This window comes from Phycisphaeraceae bacterium, from assembly GCA_040222855.1.
Taxonomy (GTDB): Bacteria; Planctomycetota; Phycisphaerae; order Phycisphaerales; family Phycisphaeraceae; genus Mucisphaera.
Map to the genome: position 1 here is coordinate 800,926 of JAVKCD010000019.1, position 19,179 is coordinate 820,104.

General features: G+C 62.0%; 17 protein-coding genes. 7 read left to right on the forward strand and 10 right to left on the reverse strand.

The features are described from left to right. Positions 1 to 71 precede the first annotated feature (71 nt). Entirely contained in the window at positions 72 to 503 is a 432-nt protein-coding gene (locus tag RIG82_08555; GenBank protein ID MEQ9460987.1) for a hypothetical protein, read from the reverse strand. 341 nt (positions 504 to 844) lie between these two features. Here RIG82_08555 and RIG82_08560 point away from each other — a divergent pair, with 341 nt between their 5' ends. Further along, a complete protein-coding gene (locus RIG82_08560; protein MEQ9460988.1) occupies positions 845 to 1,765 on the forward strand; it encodes a D-hexose-6-phosphate mutarotase in 921 nt (306 codons plus the stop codon). A 117-nt stretch (positions 1,766 to 1,882) separates the two neighbouring features. Here RIG82_08560 and RIG82_08565 read toward each other — a convergent pair whose 3' ends face one another. Together RIG82_08565 and amt are read right to left on the reverse strand one after the other, a co-directional pair. After that, positions 1,883 to 2,221: a P-II family nitrogen regulator gene (locus RIG82_08565; protein MEQ9460989.1), complete on the reverse strand. Its 339-nt coding sequence runs from the start codon at positions 2,219 to 2,221 to the stop codon at positions 1,883 to 1,885. An 88-nt stretch (positions 2,222 to 2,309) separates the two neighbouring features. Next, on the reverse strand, positions 2,310 to 3,770 hold the full coding sequence (gene amt, locus RIG82_08570; protein ID MEQ9460990.1) for an ammonium transporter: 1,461 nt from the start codon (positions 3,768 to 3,770) through the stop codon (positions 2,310 to 2,312). A gap of 804 nt (positions 3,771 to 4,574) precedes the next feature. Between amt and RIG82_08575 the strand changes: the two genes are divergently transcribed. Then, positions 4,575 to 7,250: a hypothetical protein gene (locus tag RIG82_08575; protein MEQ9460991.1), complete on the forward strand. Its 2,676-nt coding sequence runs from the start codon at positions 4,575 to 4,577 to the stop codon at positions 7,248 to 7,250. Between the two features lie 702 nt (positions 7,251 to 7,952). Here the strand turns inward: RIG82_08575 and RIG82_08580 are convergent. From RIG82_08580 to RIG82_08600, 5 genes are all read right to left on the reverse strand, one after another. Continuing rightward, a complete protein-coding gene (locus RIG82_08580; protein MEQ9460992.1) occupies positions 7,953 to 8,747 on the reverse strand; it encodes a DUF4111 domain-containing protein in 795 nt (264 codons plus the stop codon). Between the two features lie 302 nt (positions 8,748 to 9,049). After that, positions 9,050 to 9,568, reverse strand: a complete 519-nt coding sequence (locus RIG82_08585; GenBank protein MEQ9460993.1) for a hypothetical protein — start codon at positions 9,566 to 9,568, stop codon at positions 9,050 to 9,052. A gap of 86 nt (positions 9,569 to 9,654) precedes the next feature. Then, positions 9,655 to 9,918: a helix-turn-helix transcriptional regulator gene (locus tag RIG82_08590; GenBank protein ID MEQ9460994.1), complete on the reverse strand. Its 264-nt coding sequence runs from the start codon at positions 9,916 to 9,918 to the stop codon at positions 9,655 to 9,657. 1 nt (position 9,919) lies between these two features. After that, positions 9,920 to 10,357, reverse strand: a complete 438-nt coding sequence (locus RIG82_08595) for a hypothetical protein (GenBank protein ID MEQ9460995.1) — start codon at positions 10,355 to 10,357, stop codon at positions 9,920 to 9,922. 230 nt (positions 10,358 to 10,587) lie between these two features. Next, entirely contained in the window at positions 10,588 to 12,123 is a 1,536-nt protein-coding gene (locus RIG82_08600) for a S8 family serine peptidase (GenBank protein ID MEQ9460996.1), read from the reverse strand. A gap of 38 nt (positions 12,124 to 12,161) precedes the next feature. On the opposite strand from RIG82_08600, the gene RIG82_08605 reads away from it, so the two are divergent. The 3 genes from RIG82_08605 to RIG82_08615 all read left to right on the forward strand — a co-directional run bounded on the left by RIG82_08605 (position 12,162) and on the right by RIG82_08615 (position 15,525). Beyond that, complete coding sequence (locus RIG82_08605; GenBank protein MEQ9460997.1) at positions 12,162 to 13,337, forward strand: glycosyltransferase family 4 protein; 1,176 nt, start codon at positions 12,162 to 12,164, stop codon at positions 13,335 to 13,337. Between the two features lie 42 nt (positions 13,338 to 13,379). Then, the gene (locus tag RIG82_08610) at positions 13,380 to 14,834 is read left to right on the forward strand and encodes an SH3 domain-containing protein (protein ID MEQ9460998.1); all 1,455 of its coding nucleotides are present in this window, start codon (positions 13,380 to 13,382) and stop codon (positions 14,832 to 14,834) included. A 190-nt stretch (positions 14,835 to 15,024) separates the two neighbouring features. Next, positions 15,025 to 15,525, forward strand: a complete 501-nt coding sequence (locus RIG82_08615; GenBank protein MEQ9460999.1) for a hypothetical protein — start codon at positions 15,025 to 15,027, stop codon at positions 15,523 to 15,525. On the opposite strand, the gene RIG82_08620 is transcribed toward RIG82_08615, so the two are convergent. Next, positions 15,526 to 16,005 carry a nucleoside deaminase gene (locus RIG82_08620; GenBank protein ID MEQ9461000.1) on the reverse strand — a complete coding sequence of 160 codons (480 nt, stop codon included), beginning with the start codon at positions 16,003 to 16,005 and terminating at the stop codon, positions 15,526 to 15,528. It lies immediately after the preceding gene. Next, on the reverse strand, positions 16,002 to 16,943 hold the full coding sequence (locus RIG82_08625) for an AAA family ATPase (protein MEQ9461001.1): 942 nt from the start codon (positions 16,941 to 16,943) through the stop codon (positions 16,002 to 16,004). The genes RIG82_08620 and RIG82_08625 overlap by 4 nt, the downstream gene beginning before the upstream one ends. Before the next feature lie 212 nt (positions 16,944 to 17,155). On the opposite strand from RIG82_08625, the gene atpD reads away from it, so the two are divergent. Further along, positions 17,156 to 18,598, forward strand: a complete 1,443-nt coding sequence (gene atpD, locus RIG82_08630) for a F0F1 ATP synthase subunit beta (protein ID MEQ9461002.1) — start codon at positions 17,156 to 17,158, stop codon at positions 18,596 to 18,598. Positions 18,599 to 18,692: 94 nt separating this feature from the next. Beyond that, entirely contained in the window at positions 18,693 to 19,175 is a 483-nt protein-coding gene (locus tag RIG82_08635; GenBank protein ID MEQ9461003.1) for a hypothetical protein, read from the forward strand. Positions 19,176 to 19,179: the final 4 nt, after the last annotated feature.

Consider the following 19,179-nt stretch of genomic DNA (forward strand, 5'->3'; position numbering starts at 1 on the left):
ATGCCCCGCTCGGTACCCCGCGGAGTCCAACACGCTCGCGGCCCCGGAGGATAGCCGATCTGACTCAGATTTCAGGGCGATACGCCTTCCATCAGCGTCACCACACAGAGCGTGCCGATGGGCTCGCCGATCTCGATACACACCGGGCCGTTGAGGAGTTCAGGAAACTCCGCCCGCCAGGCGTGATGGTTCGGCGTCGTGATGAGGGCCAGTGTTACCCGGTTGCTCTCGGCGATCACCTCGTCGGCCAGCGAGAGAACCCGTCGTCCGTCCATCTCAATGACCCGGGTCTCGATCATGTGCATCGGGAGCTCGCCGACGCGTAGGCTCTGATCGACAACGCGTTCTGCCAGCACGGTGATCACCGGCAACTCGCGGGTCTCGGCCATCATCAGCATCAGCCCGGTCACGACGGCCACGAGGCCGACCCCCAGGCCGAAGTAGCTGAGCAACCTTTTTCGCCGCTGACGCTCGCCAGCGCCCGAAGCGGCCGATGTGACCACGACCTGCTCCGCATGATCGGAGGGGACTGCCGCCAGCTCAGGTGATGTTGCGGGCTCGGGCCGTTCTCCAGCGGGGTTAGGTCGGCCCAGTACGTGCTCGGGTTGAATTCGAGAGGTCTTCTCACAAGCTTCACAGCGACGCGCCGCACCCATCCGCACAAAAGGCAGGGACAACTCATGACCACACGATGGACAACGAACGATGTACATATAAGAGTTCGCTAGACGAATCTCCCCGTCTCATCGTAAGCCTTTCCGCACCCTCCGCCACCCCTTCTCGTCATGTTCTTGACCCATTCCATCCTGCCCAACCCCTGCCCAAGTCTCTAGAATCGCCCACCATGCCACAGCACACCCGACCCGAGACCTCCAGTGACCCCATCCGTGACGCCGCCCAACGCTTCTCGCTGCCCGGCCTGACCTTCGAGGCTGGGCCCGGCGGGGTTCCTTTTGCCCATATCACCAATGCCCATGGCCGGGCGTCCATCGCCTTTCTCGGGGCCACCACCCTCGGCTACCAGCCCGCCAACGAGTCCGCCGTGCTCTTTCTCTCGGACGACGCTCTGTTCGCCGAGGGCCAGGCCATCCGGGGCGGGGTGCCCATCTGCTTCCCCTGGTTCGGACCCAGAGCGGATGATCCCAAGGCCTCATCTCATGGCGTCGTCCGCACCCGGCTCTGGGACCTCGACGACGCCATGGCTCACAACGGTGCCCACACGCTCCGCTTCTCGACCTCCGCCCCGCCTCTCCAAGCAACCTTCGAGCTGACCCTGGGCCCTCGCCTCGGGATGGCCCTGACCGTCAGCCACACCGATAGTGCCGCTGAACCCGTCATCTTTGAGGAGGCTCTGCACACTTACTTCGCCGTCGCCGACGCCCGCGAAGTGACGGTCACAGGCCTTGAGCAGACCGACTACCTCGACAAGGTCGATCACGGCGAGCGCAAGACCCAGGGCGATGACCCTATCGGCTTCGCTGGCGAGACCGACCGGGTCTATCTCAACACCTCGACCTCCTGCACCATCCACGACCCGCAACTCGACCGCGCTCTGGTTATCGACAAGGACGGTTCGCGTTCTACGATCGTCTGGAACCCGTGGATCGAGAAGGCTCGCCGACTCACCGACCTCCCGAGTGAAGACTGGCCGCGCTTCGTCTGTGTTGAGTCGGGAAACGTCGCGGAGAACGCCATCACGCTCCGCCCGGGTGAGCATCATCGTCTGGCTGTTTCCATTCGCGTCCAGCGCCGCGACACAGCTTGACAAGAGGACGGCACAAGGCGGCGGTGGTGTGGTTTGATAGGGCATGAAGCTGCCCTGCGCATAAAAAAGGCGGGCTCCGAGGAGCCCGCCATCCACCCATCTCTTCTCATCACATCACTAGAGTGCGTCGTTGTCGGCTTCGCCGGTTCGGATCCGGACGACCTTGTCGAGGCCATAGACGAAGACCTTGCCATCGCCGACGTTCCCGGTCCGCGCCGACGAGGTGATGGCGTCCAACGCCTTGTCCAGGTCTTCGTCCTTGACGGCGACCTTGAGCATCACCTTGGGAACAAAGCCGACGTCCATCCGTCCGCCACGGTAGCGTTCGGTATGACCCTTTTGTTTGCCGAAGCCCTTGCACTCCAGCGCGGTGGCGCCGTAGATACCGAGTTCGGCGAGTTTCTTGGTGATCGCGCCCAGGGCCGAGGGCCGGATCACGGTTTCGATCATTCGCATCGTTCAATCTCCTAGTCGCGGCGGGCAGGGCCTTGTCCAGGCCCGTGGGCCCGCCGATGGTTTCGAGGTTCGAACACGTCGTGCGGGATCAGATCTCCCGGGCGTGATAGCTCTTGATGTAGGTGTACTGGAAGTCAGGATAAGCCGACATATCGTGCTCACCAAGGTCCAGACCCTCGATCTCCTCGGCCTCGCTGACACGCATCCCGAAGATGGCATTGAGGACACCAAAGATGATCAGGGCCACCACAAACGCGAAGCCCACGCCAGCGGCGGCACCGAGTGCCTGCACGCCAAGGTTACCGAAGTTGCCCTCGAAGGCTCCCGAGAAGGCAACCGCGCACGTGCCGTAGATGCCGCACACGCCGTGGACCGAGATCGCACCCACGGGGTCGTCGATCTTGATCTTGTCGAAGAACAGCACCGAGAAGTAAACCAGCACACCGGGTACAGCGCCGCAGATGATGAGAGCACCGATCCACGAGGGAACGTCAGGACCCGCTGTGACACCGACCAGACCGGCGAGGATGCCGTTGAGGGCCATCGAGAGGTCCGGCTTGCCGCCAAAGATCCATGAAGTGATCGCCGCCGCGAGGCCGCCACCGCAGGCAGCGAACGTCGTGGTCACGAGCACATAGGACACGCCTGCGGGATCAGCCGACAGCTCTGAGCCGCCATTGAACCCGAACCAGCCGAACCACAGGAGGAACACGCCGATGGTGGCCAGGGGCATGCTGTGACCCGGGATTGGCTGAACCGTCCCATCCTTGGCGTACTTGCCAAGGCGTGGGCCAAGGATCAATGCACCGGCCAGAGCACCGGCTCCGCCCACGGCGTGAACCAGCGTTGAACCGGCGAAGTCGGCGAAGCCCATGTCATCAAGCCAGCCCGCGCCCCACTCCCATGAACCCACCACGCAGTAGCCGAAGGCCACGAACAGCGGGCAGAAGATCATGAAGGGAAGCAGTTTGACTCGGCCAGCGACTGCACCCGAGACGATCGTGCAGCAGGTGGCCGCGAACATGGCCTGGAAGAAGAAGTCGGTCCAGACCGTGTAACCGGTGTTGTACGCCGGGGTGATCCCCGAGTAATCCAAGCCATCGGAGTAGTAGACGCCGCCACCCTGAATACCCCAGCCAAAGGCGAAGACATCCGGCACGATCCAGCCGTCGCCGGGGTACATGATGATCCATCCGCAGACGCCGTAGGTCACGATGCCGAGCATCACGATCATCACATTCTTAAAGAGAATGTTGACCGTGTTCTTGGCTCGGGTCAGCCCCGACTCGACCATCGCGAAGCCGAGGTGCATGATGAACACGAGCATGCCCGCGATCATGATCCAGAGGTTATTCGTCGCCCACATCTCAGGCGAGATCCCCGCTTCAGCGAAGATCGCCGCAGCGTCAATCACCTCCGCGACTTCCTCGGCGGCGCTTTCCATCGCCGCTGTCGCCTCCTCGGCCTGGGCCCAGGCGCTCGGGGTGATCGCAAGCGAGCCTGCGACGACCAAGAGCGGAATCAGCCATCCCCTGATGCGTTCCAACATTCCGGTTCTCCTTAGCTATAGAACTCGTAAGTTCTCGTGAATGTGACTTGGGCCTATTCCAAACCCGGAGCAGCTTAATCCATGAGTGCCTAGTTTGCAATCGTACTTGGAAATCAACGCCTATAAAATAGGCTTATTCTTATACAACGCACGCCAGATCAGCACTGTCGAGGAAAAAGCCTTACCCAGTGACACACTGGGTAAAAAAGCGGACACCCGGTTAGGGGTGCCCGCTCATCGCCCCCCAAGAACGCCTTGGGGGTGGCCTGCGTCCAAACTTTGTGCCCGCCTGGCTCGCCCGCATCACCCGGAAGGACTCGGGGTGACAGTGGGGGGAGTAAGGCGGGTGTCGCTTGCTTCATGCTCGCAACACCCCTGTTAGTGCAAGCAGCGCGCCAAAGCCCAAGAAGGCGCGCGAAAAAATCATCAGATAACTCATACATCATCACTAAGACCTGTTGAGACAAGACTTGCGCACAAGAAGAAACTATGGGCGTGGTCGGACGAACCTTGGCACGTCCGTGGCTCACACGCAGAGACTGCGCGCACAGCGAGCAGATTTCAGGGGTGTGCCTAAAACTTCATCGTCCGCACGAGAAAGTTTCTGGGTGCGCACTGGCGTAATCAGGGGTCGAGGGGCTACCTTGTGGCGTAGCGACGACGGCGGTTCACCGCTTCCTTATTAAGCTTTCTGACAGCGAGGGCATTGTGCGTAACCAACATCTCTTTCTCTGGGCGGCTCTTGGTCTGTCTATCTTTTTTACACAGGGGGTCTTAGCTCAGGACGAGGGGGCGGAGCGGTTGGTGTTGGACTGGCGGGCGTTGGTGGTGGAGCCGGGGGTGTTGGAGGCGGGGGTTGCGGATCCGGTGTGGACGCTGGAGCCGCGGCCGGGGCGGCGGCAGGTGATGATTCCATTTGAGGTTGTGCGCACCGAGGGTGAGGCGGAGGTTGCGTTGCGGAGTCCGGGGGTGGGGTTGCGAGGCGGGCAGTTTCAGGCTTGGTATATCCCTTTTTCTGAGAGTAATTTAACGACTGATGGGCCTTCGGCGGCTCCGGTTTCGGCGTTGGGTGGGCTGGGGGGTGGCGGTTTCGGGGCGGCTGGGGGTTTTGCGGGCGGCGCTGGTGGAGGATTTGGTGGGGGTGTAAGTGCTGGTGGGGGCAGTGTTAACGATGCGGATCAGGGTCCGCGGCTGGCGAAGTCGATCGTGATCCTGCCTGGGGGTGGGGTGCGGTGGGACATGGATCGAGTGATTACGGGGGCGACGTTAAGCGGTTCTGGTGGCAGTGGTTATTTGTTGAAGCTGGACCCGGCGGCGATGCGGGATCAGCGTCCGACGCCGCCTGAGCGGGGTCAGGCGGGGGCTGCGGTGGATCGGCAGGCGCAGCGAGAGCGTCTGGCTCAGTTTCGTTCTGAGATGAGTGCTTACAATGACTTGCGCGATCAGCTTAAGGCGCTGCCGGAGACGTTTGAGGCAGAGCCTGTTCGGGTCTGGGGTGTCTATAGCTTGTCTGAACGTGAGGATATGCTCGAGTTTTCGGGTCTTCATGACCCGAACTCGTCAATCAAACGTGACACATGGGGGGTCAGCATGCTTGATTTGGAGGCACTTCGTGCGCGCGCGGTGGGCACGGGTGTCAGCCAGACCGAGGCGGACCCAGGTCTTGCTGCGCGGTTGGTGAGCGACGGTCATCCGCTGGGGATGAGGCTGCTGGCGCTGGCTGAGGCGCGGGGTGGGGCGATGAATGCGATTGAGACGGCGGACGTCCGGGTGCTGGCGGGGGTGCGGACGATGTTGAGTGTTCCCGATGAGCCGACGCGGCAGATCGTGGTGGAGGCGTTGGCGAATGGTGAGACGATCGGTCCGCAGTCGACAATGTTGTTGCAGGCGGCGGCGCAGGACCCGTCGGCGGAGGTGCGGCTGACGGCGGTGACGGGATTGTTGCGGGGTGATCCTGCGGAGCCGGGGTTGTCGGCATCGGTCACGCAGATGCTTGAGGGGGGTGAGGTCTCGGCGGTCACGGTGCTGGATCGTGTCGCGGAGCGGGCGGACGCGGCGCTGAGCGGGCAGCAGCGGGGTGGTGGCGAGGACACGAGTGGGGCGTGGGCGGCGATGCTGGATGTGCTGCCGGTCGATGTGGCGGCGGAGCGGAACCCGGAGGTGGTGCGGCATGTGGTGGCGCGGTCATCGGAGAGTCTGGCGGCGCGGCGGTGGCTCAGCGGGTTGCTGGGGTCGGAGCTTGAGTCGGTGCGGTCGGAGACGATCGCGGCGCTGGCGCAGTGGCCGGGTGATCGTGCGGCGCTGGTGCTGAGCGAGGCGGATGACCCGCTGGTGGTTCTGCTTGAGGCGGGTGATGCGGGGGCGTGGACGGCGCTGGCGGCGTTTGCGCCTGACGCTGGGGATGGCTCCCGGCGGTCCAATCGGTCCGATCCGCGAGGTTTTGCTGCGGGGGGTATGGGGGGTGGTTTTGGTGGCGGTTTGGGGGGGCCAGCGGGCGGTGCGCAGGTTGCGCCAGTCAGTGATGTCGAGGAGGCGCCGGAGCGTTCGGTGTATGAGCGTGTGATGGGTGCGGCGACGGGGATGGAGCCTACGCCTGTGGAGGTGGTGGGTTTTGTGTCGCGGGCGTCGGATCGTGAGGCGGCGGATGGGGGTTTGCTGGTGATCGCGGGGGAGGGTTCGGGTCCGGCGGCTCAGCAGGCGGCGCGGCTGGTGCTGCAGAGCCCGAGTTCGTTTCAGCAGGTGTTGAATCGTCAGCCGATGGAGCGGAGGGGTGAGTTGGTGGCGGGGCTGTATCGGTCGATGGGCCTGGAGGCGCCAGCGGTGGCGGCGTTGCTGTCGGCGGATGAGCGGGGTGAGCAGACGCGGTGGCTGAGTGAGTTGGTTGATCGCGGGGTGCTGCCGGATCAGACGACGTGGGCGATGGCGTTTAGTAGTGATGATGTGCTGCTGGAGTTCGCGGTGAGTGAGGATGATCTGATTGCGACGGCGGCGTGGACGGCGTTGGCGATCCGGGCGGGTGGCGAGGCGACGCTGGGGGAGCAGATTCGTGATGATGCGGTGGCGGAGGGGGTTGAGAACGCGCAAGCGGCGAGCGCGTTCTGGGATGGTTGGAAGTCGCGGATCAACGCGGAGCAGATCGGGGCGCGGAGCGGGTCGTACCGGTTGGGTGTGGAGCTGGCGGATCGGCGGGAGGGCGCGACGAAGTCGGCGAGCCTGGGGCTGATTGAGTTGTATGAGGAGGGGGGTCGGTTGCGGGTTCGGGGGGAGGGTTTGACGGTGGAGCCGGGGGAGGCGCCGTTGAGTCTGGTGCTGACCAATCCGGTGGAGCTGGAGATGATGTCGCCTGACGGTCCGACGGTGCTGCCTGGGACGCGGTGGCCGGAGCGGATTGTGCTGAGCAGCCGTGCGGACGGTGGCTGGGAGGGCGAGGAGCGGGCGGGGATGTGGGTGGTGCGGGTGCGGTTGGAGTGGGTGGGGTAGAGTCGGTTTCCCAAGTAACCAGCATCTAGGTTTACAACGTGATAGAACGAGTTGAAATCACGTTGATTCTTGTATTCCTTGTTTCATCTTTTTTTGGATGTACTGGCGATCAAGAGCTACTCGTCCATCGGGAACGGGGGAGTCTGACGGGATCTGCGGTTTATGTGTCGTCACACTCAAGCTGGCATGGGGAATCTCATGCAGATGTAGCACTTGAGGACTTCAAGGAGCTTGCAGTTGAGAACCTACAAATCATTGGCGCGAGTCTTGAAACCAGAGGCTAACGATACGACATTCGTGACAGATCTCTCAAGGGACGCTTCTGTGATCTGATTCTGATTACGACTTCTGGACCCAGTGTTGTCGAATGCGGGTGGGTGGCAACCTCACAATCGGATCACATTTCCTACTCCGGATACGTCGCCGCCGCATACTCTCCGGACTTATTAAAGAGAGTATTCGCAGGCTCACTAAGGATTTGGCGAGTCAGTTGGAGGCCATGAAAAACGAGGATCTACTGTTCTATAACGAGCTGGGGCGTTTTATCAACCTTTCTCCTGCTGAAGCACGGGACTTAGACAATCGGCATGGGCTTGCTCCACGGACTCAAACTGATAAGCGTTAAGTAATGCTTTTACGCATGGCTTCATGAAGCTCTGAGAGACTGAGGGTGTAAGACCTATCAGAGATATGTGATCCTGTTCACGCGTCCCGCTCCAGCACATCCCGGATGTACGCTTTGGTTTGTTCGAGGGTTTCGGGGGTTTCGGGTTCGAGGAGGTGGTTGAGGTCGTGGCGGGTTTGGAGGGCGTGGTTGATGAGGGGGTGCCAGCGGGTGGAGAAGGTCTGGCGGGCCCAGGTGACGCCTTGTTTTTTTGAGTGGATTTCGCCGGTGGTGAGGGAGAGGGCCATGCGGGCGTAGCTGAGGACGGCGAAGGCGGCGTACCAGCGTTGGGTCATCTCGTTGGGGTTGGTGAGGATGGTGTGGGCCCAGTCGTGCATGGTGGTGCGGATCTCGTGGCGGAGGGCGTCGGCGGGGATCTCGGGGATGAGGGTGTTGGGGTGGGGACCGGCGAGGACGACGGCGCGTTCGCGGAGGATCCAGAGGACGGCGAGGTAGTGGTCGTGGTCGGAGCGTTCGAAGATTGTGTGGCCGTGGTCGAGGTACCAGAGCTGCTGTCGGGGTGGCGGCAGGGTGGTGAGGTGATGGCGTGGGATGTAGGAGCCTTCGAGGTGTCTAGCCCAGTAGGAGGGGTGGTTGGCGTGGAGGTGCTGGTGGCGTAGCTGGAGTTGGTCGACGGTGGTGTCGGTGAGGTCGTGGTGGGTGGCGATGATGAAGTCGATGTCGCTGGCGTCGTCGAAGCCGGAGGTGGCTTGGGAGCCCTGGAGATAGACGCCGAGGAGGTTATCGGCGAGGGTTTCGCGGGCGAGGGTGACGAGGTGGTCGAGGACGCTGCGGAGGCCGTGGGGGTCGTGGCTGGCGGGTTGATGGGCCATGTTGAGGCTTTCTGCTGATGGCGATGGCCCCGGCGGTGTTGCTGGGGGTGCGTGTGGAGCTGGGATGAGGGATCGCTTTCGCGGCGGGGCCGCGTCGGCGTGGGGGGAGGGGAAGCGAGAGGGTCGCTATCAGCGGGAGTGAATCAACATGGAGGGTAGGGTAGCGGATGGGGGCGGGTGGGTGAAGCGGCGTGTATTCGTCGCTGATGGCACGCTGCAAGCCGAAAGCGTGCAGTGTGCCACCCGGACGCGACGGTTGGATTGTTTGGTCTAGAAGCCTTTGTAAATCATTCGGTATGAGTTCATGAAGGTTCGAGTGTTTTCTGATCGGCAGGATGCCATTGCTCTTGACCCCGCCATGTGAATAGCCAGAGGAAGGTGTGACTTGTAGTCTCGCGGTCTCCGGACCGAGTGGCGACAAGCTCGCGTTCGTTGCGGAAGGCGCCCCAGAGATTCGAGTTGAAGTCGTGCCGTGTCAGCAGTTGCTGTTTCTCGTCGTACCGACTGACCGTTCCGTTAACGAAAGCAAACAGAGGTAGACACGCGGCGATATCGGCTTCGACGAAAGCAGTGGGCGTGTCGTCTTCATCGACGGGGCTAAAGACGTGCAGATGGGAATGAACCAGCGGGACAAGACTGATGTCGTAGAGTTCCTCGTCTGCTTGAGGCTCTGCGTTTCTCAGCTGATTGAGGTCATTGACGAGATGTGAGACCCGTGACGGGTCATTGGGAGCTGCCACGAAGTCGTAGTTGTGGGAGTTGCATCCCGATATTGCCATACTCGTCGCCAGTAGGCAGGTCCATTTAGAAGGGTTGTTCATACTTGGTTACTCAGTGAAAAGGTTTGGTTGTCATAGATTCCATACGGCGGATCGTGAGTTCGGCGATGGTCAAGCGAGCGTGCTGATCAATGATCCGCCTCCGGTTTGGGGACTCGTGTCAGGTCGACTGATGTGCCTTCGTTGTCAGCGATGAAGACTTCATCGAGCGGCCGGTTGAGTGCGATGGCGATGCGGATCGCCAGCTCCAGGCTGGGTGAGTATCGCGCCTTCTCGATGGCGGCGATCGTTTGTCGGGTGCAGCCCACGCTGTTCGCGAGAGCTTGTTGCGTCAACTCGCCGTTTTCGAATCGAAGTCGACGAATCGTGTTGGTGATTCGTAGTTTGGCCACGTTATGCGCTGATCCTGTAGCTGGCGAGCCTTACGGTATTCCCGAGCAGGTCGCCTAGGGCGAAGGTGAAGAACAGCAGGTTGAGGCCGATGATGGCGGTCCAGCCGATGGCGAATCCTGCGAGCATCGTGATGTAGCCGAGGCCGACCACCACGAGCGTGACGAAGATCCCGCGAAGCTGGAACTGTCGGTCTCGTTCATCGACGACCATCGCCTTGTCCGCGCCTTTCTCAGCCATGGTGAACAGGATGTTCAGCACGATCGTTAGGCCGATGGCTAATGGGATGACCCAGATAACGGCTTGTGCCCAGACCATCAGCGCGTCCTCGCTGGATAGAGCTCCTGCGTCGTAGAGTTGGCCGACACGGACGGCGGCGTAGCCGTTGACCAGGAGGTTCGTGATGATGGCGACGATGCTTGCTCGTTCTTGGTGGCTCATGGTTGGGGTCTCGAATGCTTCGGGCTATAGTGTTATGTGCGAGATACATAATGTTAATCATTGCTAACACAATGTCAAGTATAGATAACACATATTTGAAGGCTAGAGCGCTCTCATCTGATTCGTAGCGGTATTGGAGGTGTTGGTTGCGTCCTTTGGTGATTTCACACAGCACGCCTTCGGCGTGCAATGTGCCACCCGGGAGGTTTGTCGGCGTGGGTAGGGGTTAGCTAGCGTTCTGCGGCTGCGGCTTGGGCTTGTTGGTCGGGGAGTTCGATGCGCCAGGCGAGGGCGTAGTCCTGGTCGCGGGGTTGTCGGGTGAGGGGGTAGGGGTGTCGGGTGATTTCGAGTCGGTAGCGGCCGGGGGGTAGGGCTTCGATGTAGAGGTGTTCGACGTTATCGACTCGGGAGGAGCTTGAGGCGAAGACGGTTTGGCTGGCGTTGGGTGCGGTGTCGACATCGGGGAGGGCGATGAGTCGGAGGTCGAGGTCGGAGAGGAGAGGGACGGGGAGCCAGATGTCGCGGGGTGCGAAGGGTGGGCCGATGACTTCGCCGTGGATCTTGCGGTTCCAGACGATCATGATGGAGATGGGTCCGAGGATTCGGTTGGCTTTGAGTTCGATGGAGCGGGTCTGTCCGTTGGTGAGGGTGTCGAAGGCCCAGCCGTAGCGTCGGACGATGCGGCCTGTGAAGGCGGTGGGTTCGGTGTTGACGACGGGAAGGTCGTCGAGTTCCATGCGGCCGGCCATGAGGATTTTGAGGGCGTTGTCGATGTTGGCGACGCCTGCGCCCCAGCGGTCGGCGAGGGGTCTGCCGGGCTCGCGGGTCCAGCCGTCGGGTTTGGTGGCCCCGGCGAGGAGGGCGGCTTTGATGACTTCGGAGCGTTGGGCGATGTCGGCGTGGTTGTCGAGTTTGCCGGCGGCTTCGAGGAGGCAGGCGACGATGGCGGTGACGGCGGGGGTGGTGAAGGAGGTTTGTCCGCCAGGTGCGACGAGGTCGGGTTTGGAGCGGCCGATGCCGTCGACTTCGGTGCGTCCCCTGGAGCTGAGTCCGTTGATCGCGCCAACGGCGATGACGTTGTAGGCGGAGGCGAGTGCTGCGGGGATGGGTGAGTCGGCGCCGTTGTTGACGCCTACGGCCATGATGACGTCGCGGGTGTCGATCTGGTAGTCGACGCGGCGGAGGAGTTGCTCGACGCCTTGGTGGCTTTCGGAGATCCATGAGTGGTTGAAGACGCGGATGGGGTCGTCTTGGAGGGGTGGGAGGTCGGAGTTGAGTCGGAGGTAGCTTTCGGTGAGCCAGCCGAGAGTGGAGAAGGCGTGGACGGTGCGGATGCCGGGGGCGATTCCGGTGGAGCCGTAGATGACGCGAGAGGTGGCGGTGGCGTGGCCGAAGGGTGTGGAGGGTCCGGTCCGGGGGACGAAGGTGATGGCGCGGAAGGCGAGGTTGGTGACATCGGCGAGGTATTCGGTGTCTCCGCCTTCGACGTGTCCGGCAACGATGCCGCGGCCTCTGGGGAAGTGGTTGCCGAGTCGTCGTCGGGCGGTGTCGAGGCCGATAGCGCGGACGGTGGTGAGTCTGGGGAGGCTTGGGGCCTGGATCATCTGCTGGTGTTGTTGGTCGTTGCCGGCATCGGGGACGCGGCCGTCGACGCGGGTGTCGAGTCGTTGGGCGTTGGCGTTGAGGGGGTCGAGGCGGAGGGCGATGATGCCTGCGAGGAGGATGATGAGGGTCGTGAAGATGGTGGTCCAGGGCGGGCGCTTCATGCCAAGGATCGTATCGGGACGATGATGAAACGACTTGGATGGAACATGGTTCCTTTGGGAGCGTTGCGGTGTCGGAGTCGGCTTCAGATCAGTCATTGCGGGTGCTGCATCTCACGGCGGGGTCGGATGCGGGTGGGATCAGTCGTTATCTGCATGTGCTGAATCATGAGTTGGTGGGTCGGGGTCATCGGCCGGTGATCGCGGGTGAGGTGGGGTTGTGGCACGATTTATTTGAGGATGCGCCTTGGCCGTGGGTGGAGGCTCCGTTGAAGGGTGGGGCGGTGTCGCTGTGGCGGGCTCGGGGGTTGGTTGAGCGGGGGCTGCGGCGAGAGGGTTTTGATGGGCGTCCGCCGGTGGATGTGATTCATTCGCATTATCGACGGGCTTCGCTGGTGGGTCGGTGGCTGGCGAAGCGTTGGCGGGTTCCGTTGGTGTACACCTTGCATCTGACGGGGATTCCGGTGGGGGGTGCGTCGGGTTGGATGAGTGACTGGGGGGATATCACGCATGTGCCTTCGTCGCAGGCGCGGGACTGGCTTCTTGAGGAGGTGGGTTTGGCGGCGGAGCGGATTGAGCTGATCCCGCACGGGGTGCGGGCTGAGAACTATCCGGAGGCGGGGGACGATGCGCGGCGGGCGGCGCGGGAGGCGTTGGGGTTGGGGGATCGGTCGCCGGTGGTGACGTTTGTGGGTCGGTTTGATGATCCGAAGAATGAGGCGTGGGTGGTGGACCTGGCGGACCTGAGTCGTCAGATTGCGCCGGAGGGTGTGTTTGTGATGCAGGGCGAGGGGCCTCACGAGGGTGAGCTGCGGCGTTCGATCCGGAAGCGGGGGCTTGGTGAGCGTGTTCGGGTTCTTGCGTATGGGGATCCGAAGGACGCTTATGTGGCGTCGGATTTGGTGGTGATTCCTTCGTCGCTGGAGGGATTTTCGTATGTGACGACGGAGGCGATGGCGTTGGGGCGGCCGGTGCTGCGGACGCGGACGGCGGGTTGGGCGGAGCATGTGATCGAGGGTCGGACGGGGCGGTCGTGTGCGGTGGATCGTGAGGCGTTTTTGATGGCGGGGCTGGAGATGTTGAATGATTCTGAGGGTTTGAGGGCGATGGGGCATGAGGCGGCGGCGCATGTTCGGGGGTCGCTGACGCTGGATCGTCAGGTGGATCAGACGGTGGAACTTTATAAAAGGGTGATCGCTGGGGCGAGGAAGTATTAAGATAGGCGGAAGAGGCAGCTTGAAGCCCCAGGAGACCCCGCCATGTTTAAGCATCTGATGTTGTCACCCGTGAGTTTGGTTTGTTTGGTCATCGTGATGATGACGCTGGTGCTTCCCGGGGTGGTTCGGGGCCAGGACGGTTTGGATCAGGTTGATCTGCCGTTTTTTGGTGTGGTGGTTCCGGAGCGGGCTGAGTTGAGGGCGGGCCCAGGGAAGGCGTACTACACGGTGGGGAGTCTTGAGTCGGAGTCGTTTGTCGAGGTCCACGAGGGTTTGCTTGGGTGGTACAAGATCACGGCGCCTCGTGATGTTTACAGTTATGTGTCGAAGGCTTTTGTGAAGGCGAGCGGTGATGGGACGGCCGGTGTGATTGATGGTGATCGGGTTCAGGTGAAGGCGGCGAGTGAGAAGGGTCCTGGGTGGAGCTTTAAGCCGCAGACAACGCTGGATCGCGGGACCGAGGTGATGATCGTTTCGGAGGAGGGGAGTTTCTACAAGATCGTGGCACCGGAGGCGGCGCGGGTGTTTATCAGTCGTGACGCGGTGCGGATAGCGAGTCCGGGTGAAGTCGAGCAGCATCGGCGGATGTTGTCGGGGGATGAGGGTGAGGTGGCAGTGGCGGTGGTTGAAGCGGAGGCTGTGGTGAGTGAAGTTGCGGTGGAGGTGAGGGAGGCGAGCCCTGAGGTGGCGGTGGATGAGCCGGAGATGGAGCCGATTCGGTTGGAGAGTGTGACGCCTGCGTCGGAGGCGGAGGTTGAGGTTCAGGTGAGTCGGCCTTTGATTCCTGTTGAGCCGGAGTCTGGGGTTGCGGTGGAGACGGCGGAGGCAGCGGTGGCGGTTGTGCCTGAGATGGAGGCTGACGTGCCTGCCACGTCGGAGGCCGAGGTGGTGGCCGTGCCTGCGCCGGAGTCGGAGGAGTGGGCGGTGATTGGTAAGGATGCGGTTGGGGTGTCGACGGAGGTTGAGTCGACGACGTTGCAGTCGGTTGAGAAGGAGATGCGGCCGAAGTTCAGTCTGCCATTGGATGAGATGCCGATCGACGAGATGGTGGCTGCGTATGAGGCGCTGCGGGATGCGGGGGGTTTGAGTGCGCAGGATCTGCAGGTGATCGAGATCCGGTTGATTGCGTTGGAGCGGAATCGTCAGTTGCTGGCGGCGATGCTGAATGAGCCGGTTGTGCCGGTGATTGTGGAGACGGAGCCTGCCCCGGTGGTGGGGACGCAGCGGGTTCCTGCTGCGGAGGTTGAGGATTACACCTATGTCGGGGTGTTGATGCAGTCGTCGCTTTATAACGGCCAGGCGGGCCGGCCCTCGTTGCTGCGGCTGGTGGACCCGACGACCCGGCGGACGCTGGGGTACATCGTGACCCGGAAGGTGAGTGATCGGCGGGCGATCTCGTCGCTGGTGGGGATTGTCGGCAAGGATCAGCGTGATGTGGATTTAGGGATTCGTCTGATCGAGCCGGAGCAGGTGGACATCCTCTCGGTGCGTCCGTAACGGCTGGGTGATCTGGGTAAGTGCAGGGCGAGGGTGTATCTGTCTGTGGCGATCTGGACGTTTCGCAACCCCCTGATTTTCATGGGTTTCTGTCGTTTCCCGGGTCTTGTGGTGTTATGCGGGTGATCTATCGGACCGATCCTGAGGGTGTTGCTATGAGTTCGCCACACACCTCAGGGGAGTGATCCTGATGACGACAAAAATCCAGCGTGGTATCCGGATTGGAGAGATTCTTGTTGAGCGAGGGGTGCTGACGGAGCAGCAGGTCTTCGAGATCGCGCAGGCTCAGAAGAAGCAGCATCTGCCGTTTGGTGTTCTGGCGGAGCGGATGTTTGATGTCACGCTGGACAGTGTGGAGGAGGCGTGGATCGAGCAATATCATCGGGTGTCGGGGACGCTTGACCTCAACAGTGTGCAGATTGATACCGATGCGTTGAAGCTGATCAATCGTCGGCAGGCGTGGCAGTTCGAGATTCTGCCGGTGCGTTTTGAGCCGGATGGTCAGCTGCTGATGGCGGCGACGCGCGAGCGGTTGGCGCGTGCGGTGACGTTCTCGGCGCGACGGATCGATCGTGAGGTGTACATGCGGATCGCGGAGAGCGAGCAGCTTCGTGATTTTCTCAAGGAGCATTTCCCGATGCCGGAGGTGAGTGATGATCTGCTGCGGCAGGCTCGGCGGATGGCGGGGTAATCAGTACGGCATACCGCCGGCAGCTTGCCAGCGTTTGAACAGATCGACGGCTTCCTTGCGGAGGCATCCGGGTTGGACGATGACGGGTGACCCGCCACGGTCGGCCATGTCGATGTTGCTGATGCCCAGTTCGTTGAAGCCGAAGTCTTCGGCGTCGGCGATGGCGGCTCCGAAGACGATGCGTTGGATTCGGGCCCAGTGGATGGCGGTGAAGCACATCGGGCAGGGCTCGGTGGTTGAGTAGATCGTGGTGCCGGGGAGGTGGATGTCGCCCAGGATGGCGCAGGCTTTGCGGATGGCGCAGACCTCGGCGTGGGCGGTGGGGTCGGTGTCGTGTCGGACGTGGTTGTGGGTGGCGATGATGACGCGGTCGTTGTGGGCGATGACGGCGCCGAAGGGTGATTGGCCCATCTCGACGCCGGCGGAGCAGGCTTCGAGGGCGCGGCGCATCATTGATTCATCGAGTTCTGAGAAGCTCACGATGGGGTGCCTCCGGCGTGTTGCTGGGCTACGGCGAGGGCGAGTTTTTCGTAGTCGCGGGCGCCTGGGCAGCCGGTGGCGTAATCGAAGATCGACTGGCCGAAGCTGGGGCTCTCGGCGAGCTTGATGTTGCGGCGGATGGGGGGCTGATAGACGACGGCGTCGGCCCAGGGGACGGGTGTGCCGCGGGATTCGGTGAGGAAGTTATCGACGTCGGCGGTGACTTCGGCGGCGAGGATGGTCTGGCCTTCGTGCATGCAGAGGACGACGCCTGCGACTTTGAGGGAGGGGTTGATGCCCTCGCTAACGAGGCGGATGGTTTCGAGGAGCTTGCCGAGTCCCTGGAGGGCGAGGAAGTGGGCCTGCATCGGCACGATGACTTCGTTGGCGAGGGTGAGGGCGTTGACGGTGAGCAGTCCGAGGCTTGGCGGGCAGTCGATGAGGACGTAGTCGAACTGTTTGACGAGGTCGCGGAGTTTGTTTCGGAGGATGACCTGGGCCCCGCCGGTGACGAGTCTTGAGGCGAGTTCGGTTTCGGCTCCGGCGAGGTTGACGTGGGCCGGGAGGATTCCGCGGTGGGGGTCGAGTTCGATGACGGTCTCGGCGGCGGTGACATCGTCTTCGACGAGGAGGTCGTAGGTGGTGTGATCGAGGGTGTCGGGGTCGACGCCGTTGTAGAGGGTGAGGTGTGCCTGCGGGTCGAGATCGACCATGAGAACGCGTTGTCCGGCGCGGGCGAGGGCGTGACCCAGGTTCATGGTGGTGGTGGTTTTGCCGACGCCGCCCTTCTGGTTGAGGAGGGCGATGGTGCGGGTTTCGGCGGGCGGGCCGGGTTGAGCTGGCGGTGTGGCCGGGGCCGTGGGCGCAGCCTGGGGTTGGGCCGGGGCAGCGGCGGGGTCGATGGTGGGGTCGGCTGGGGTGGTGGCGGTTTCGGTCATGGCGACGCCTCCCTGCGTCTGAGGATGGATGACTCGTTCTCCCGACTCGGTGCGAGTATATCGACGTTCAGTGGGGAAGCGGCGTGTCTGATGGCCGATTGGCGATCGACCCCGGCTCAGGCTACGCTATCGCTCCTTTGCCCCCGTGTCGTCGGGGGCTTGCGCCAACCAGCGACCCACCCTTTAGATCAGCTTTCGTTCAGGAGCTCGCTATGCCCGCCAACGGTACTGTCAGCCAGGTCATCGGATCCACATTTGACGTTCAGTTTCCTGATGACCAGCTCCCTGATATTTACAACGCTCTTGAAGTGACCTTCAAGCTCGTGGATGAGGACATCAAGCTCGTCGGCGAGGTGCAGCAGCACCTTGGCGGGAGCCAGGTCCGTGCGGTGGCCCTCGGTTCGACCGACGGTCTGGCTCGCGGGATGAGTGTGACTGACACGGGGGCTCCGGTGTCGGTGCCGGTGGGTCCGGAGGTGCTGGGCCGGGTGTTCAACCTGCTGGGCGAGCCGATTGATAACGCCGGGCCGGTCACAGCGACCAAGCGTCGGCCGATCCATGCGGACCCGCCGGAGTTCACGGAGCTTAACCCCAAGACTGAGGTGCTTGAGACGGGCATTAAGGTCGTCGATCTGCTGTGCCCGTTTGTGCGTGGCGGCAAGATCGGTCTGTTCGGCGGGGCGGGCGTGGGCAAGACGGTCATCATCCAGGAAATGATCGCGCGAATCGCGCGTGAGCACGATGGTTATTCGGTGTTTGCCGGTGTTGGTGAGCGCACACGTGAGGGCAACGACCTCTGGCGCGAGATGGCTGAGGCGACGTTTACCGATGCCCAGGGCAAGACCATGACGGTGCTTGACCGTGTGGCGATGGTGTTTGGTCAGATGAACGAGCCGCCCGGTGCTCGTCTGCGGGTTGCTTTGTCGGGTCTCACGATGTGCGAGGAGTTCCGGGACTCGTCGGGTAAGGAGACGCTGCTGTTCGTCGACAACGTCTTCCGGTTCACGCAGGCCGGTTCGGAAGTGTCGGCGCTGCTTGGGCGAATGCCTTCTGCGGTGGGTTATCAGCCGACGCTGTCGACTGAGATGGGCGACCTTCAGGAGCGGATCACCTCGACGGAGCGTGGGGCGATCACGTCGGTGCAGGCCATTTATGTGCCTGCTGACGACCTGACGGACCCTGCTCCGGCGACGACGTTTGCTCACCTTGATGCGTTCGTTGTTCTTGAGCGTTCAATCGCTGAGAAGGGTATTTACCCGGCGGTGGACCCGCTGACGTCGACCTCGCGTATTCTCGACCCGAACATCGTCGGCGACGATCACTACGCGGTGGCTCGTCAGGTACAGACGATTCTTCAGCGGTACAAGTCGCTGCAGGACATCATCGCCATTCTCGGTGTTGACGAGCTGGCCGAAGAGGACAAGCTGATGGTCTCGCGGGCGCGGAAGATCGAGCGTTTCTTCTCGCAGCCGTTCTTCGTGGCGGAGCAGTTCACCGGTTTCCCGGGCATCTACACGTCGCTGGCCGAGTCGATCGACTCGTTCCGTCGGATCTGTGCCGGCGAGGCGGACGATCTGCCGGAGTCGGCGTTCATGTATGTCGGGACGTTGGATGATGCGAAGGCGAAGGCGGAGAAGATGGCGGCGGGGGCGTAAGGAGCGACTCACAACTCTGATTGATCGCAAGCCCACGACGGTTTTCGTCGTGGGCTTGTTGGTTTACAATCGCAATGTCAACCGGGAGTTGCGCATGTCGATTCTTTCACTCAAGACAGGTCAATGGTGGAAGCTTCCGGTGCTGCTGTTCATTGTGTTGCCATTGGTGCTGTTGTTGACGTGGCACGTGGGGTTGAAGATTCGGACGGCGTGGATTCTGTCGGAGATTCGGGACACCGGTCTCCCGACGACCGTTGCTGAACTTGATGCTTATCTGGATGAACCCGGAAAGATGAATGCCGTAGAGATCTTTCTGGAGGTCTTTGAGCTAGTAGAAAGTGATAGCGATCTAGAGGCGTTGCTCCCGGGATACGGCCGTGATGTCGAGGAGCCTGATTACGGCGTTCATTGGCCGGAGGAGCTTTCTGAAGCAAGGCGAGATTTGCTTCTGCTTAATCGAGAGGCTTTGGCCAGATCCTCGGAGGCGGTTGGTCTGACCTTTGCGCGTTACCCGATCAACATGGACGAGGGGATCGAGGTTCTCTTGCCCTATCTTGGTCAGGTTCGTTCATTCTAACGGC

What these genes read in the sequence shown, in the direction of transcription:
- RIG82_08560 (MEQ9460988.1), top strand. Translation starts at nt 845, where the DNA reads ATGCCACAGCACACCCGACCCGAGACCTCCAGTGACCCCATCCGTGAC.
- RIG82_08565 (MEQ9460989.1), bottom strand. Translation starts at nt 2,221, where the DNA reads ATGCGAATGATCGAAACCGTGATCCGGCCCTCGGCCCTGGGCGCGATC.
- amt (MEQ9460990.1), bottom strand. Translation starts at nt 3,770, where the DNA reads ATGTTGGAACGCATCAGGGGATGGCTGATTCCGCTCTTGGTCGTCGCA.
- RIG82_08580 (MEQ9460992.1), bottom strand. Translation starts at nt 8,747, where the DNA reads ATGGCCCATCAACCCGCCAGCCACGACCCCCACGGCCTCCGCAGCGTC.
- RIG82_08585 (MEQ9460993.1), bottom strand. Translation starts at nt 9,568, where the DNA reads ATGAACAACCCTTCTAAATGGACCTGCCTACTGGCGACGAGTATGGCA.
- RIG82_08595 (MEQ9460995.1), bottom strand. Translation starts at nt 10,357, where the DNA reads ATGAGCCACCAAGAACGAGCAAGCATCGTCGCCATCATCACGAACCTC.
- RIG82_08600 (MEQ9460996.1), bottom strand. Translation starts at nt 12,123, where the DNA reads ATGAAGCGCCCGCCCTGGACCACCATCTTCACGACCCTCATCATCCTC.
- RIG82_08605 (MEQ9460997.1), top strand. Translation starts at nt 12,162, where the DNA reads ATGGAACATGGTTCCTTTGGGAGCGTTGCGGTGTCGGAGTCGGCTTCA.
- RIG82_08610 (MEQ9460998.1), top strand. Translation starts at nt 13,380, where the DNA reads ATGTTTAAGCATCTGATGTTGTCACCCGTGAGTTTGGTTTGTTTGGTC.
- RIG82_08615 (MEQ9460999.1), top strand. Translation starts at nt 15,025, where the DNA reads ATGACGACAAAAATCCAGCGTGGTATCCGGATTGGAGAGATTCTTGTT.
- RIG82_08625 (MEQ9461001.1), bottom strand. Translation starts at nt 16,943, where the DNA reads ATGACCGAAACCGCCACCACCCCAGCCGACCCCACCATCGACCCCGCC.
- atpD (MEQ9461002.1), top strand. Translation starts at nt 17,156, where the DNA reads ATGCCCGCCAACGGTACTGTCAGCCAGGTCATCGGATCCACATTTGAC.
- RIG82_08635 (MEQ9461003.1), top strand. Translation starts at nt 18,693, where the DNA reads ATGTCGATTCTTTCACTCAAGACAGGTCAATGGTGGAAGCTTCCGGTG.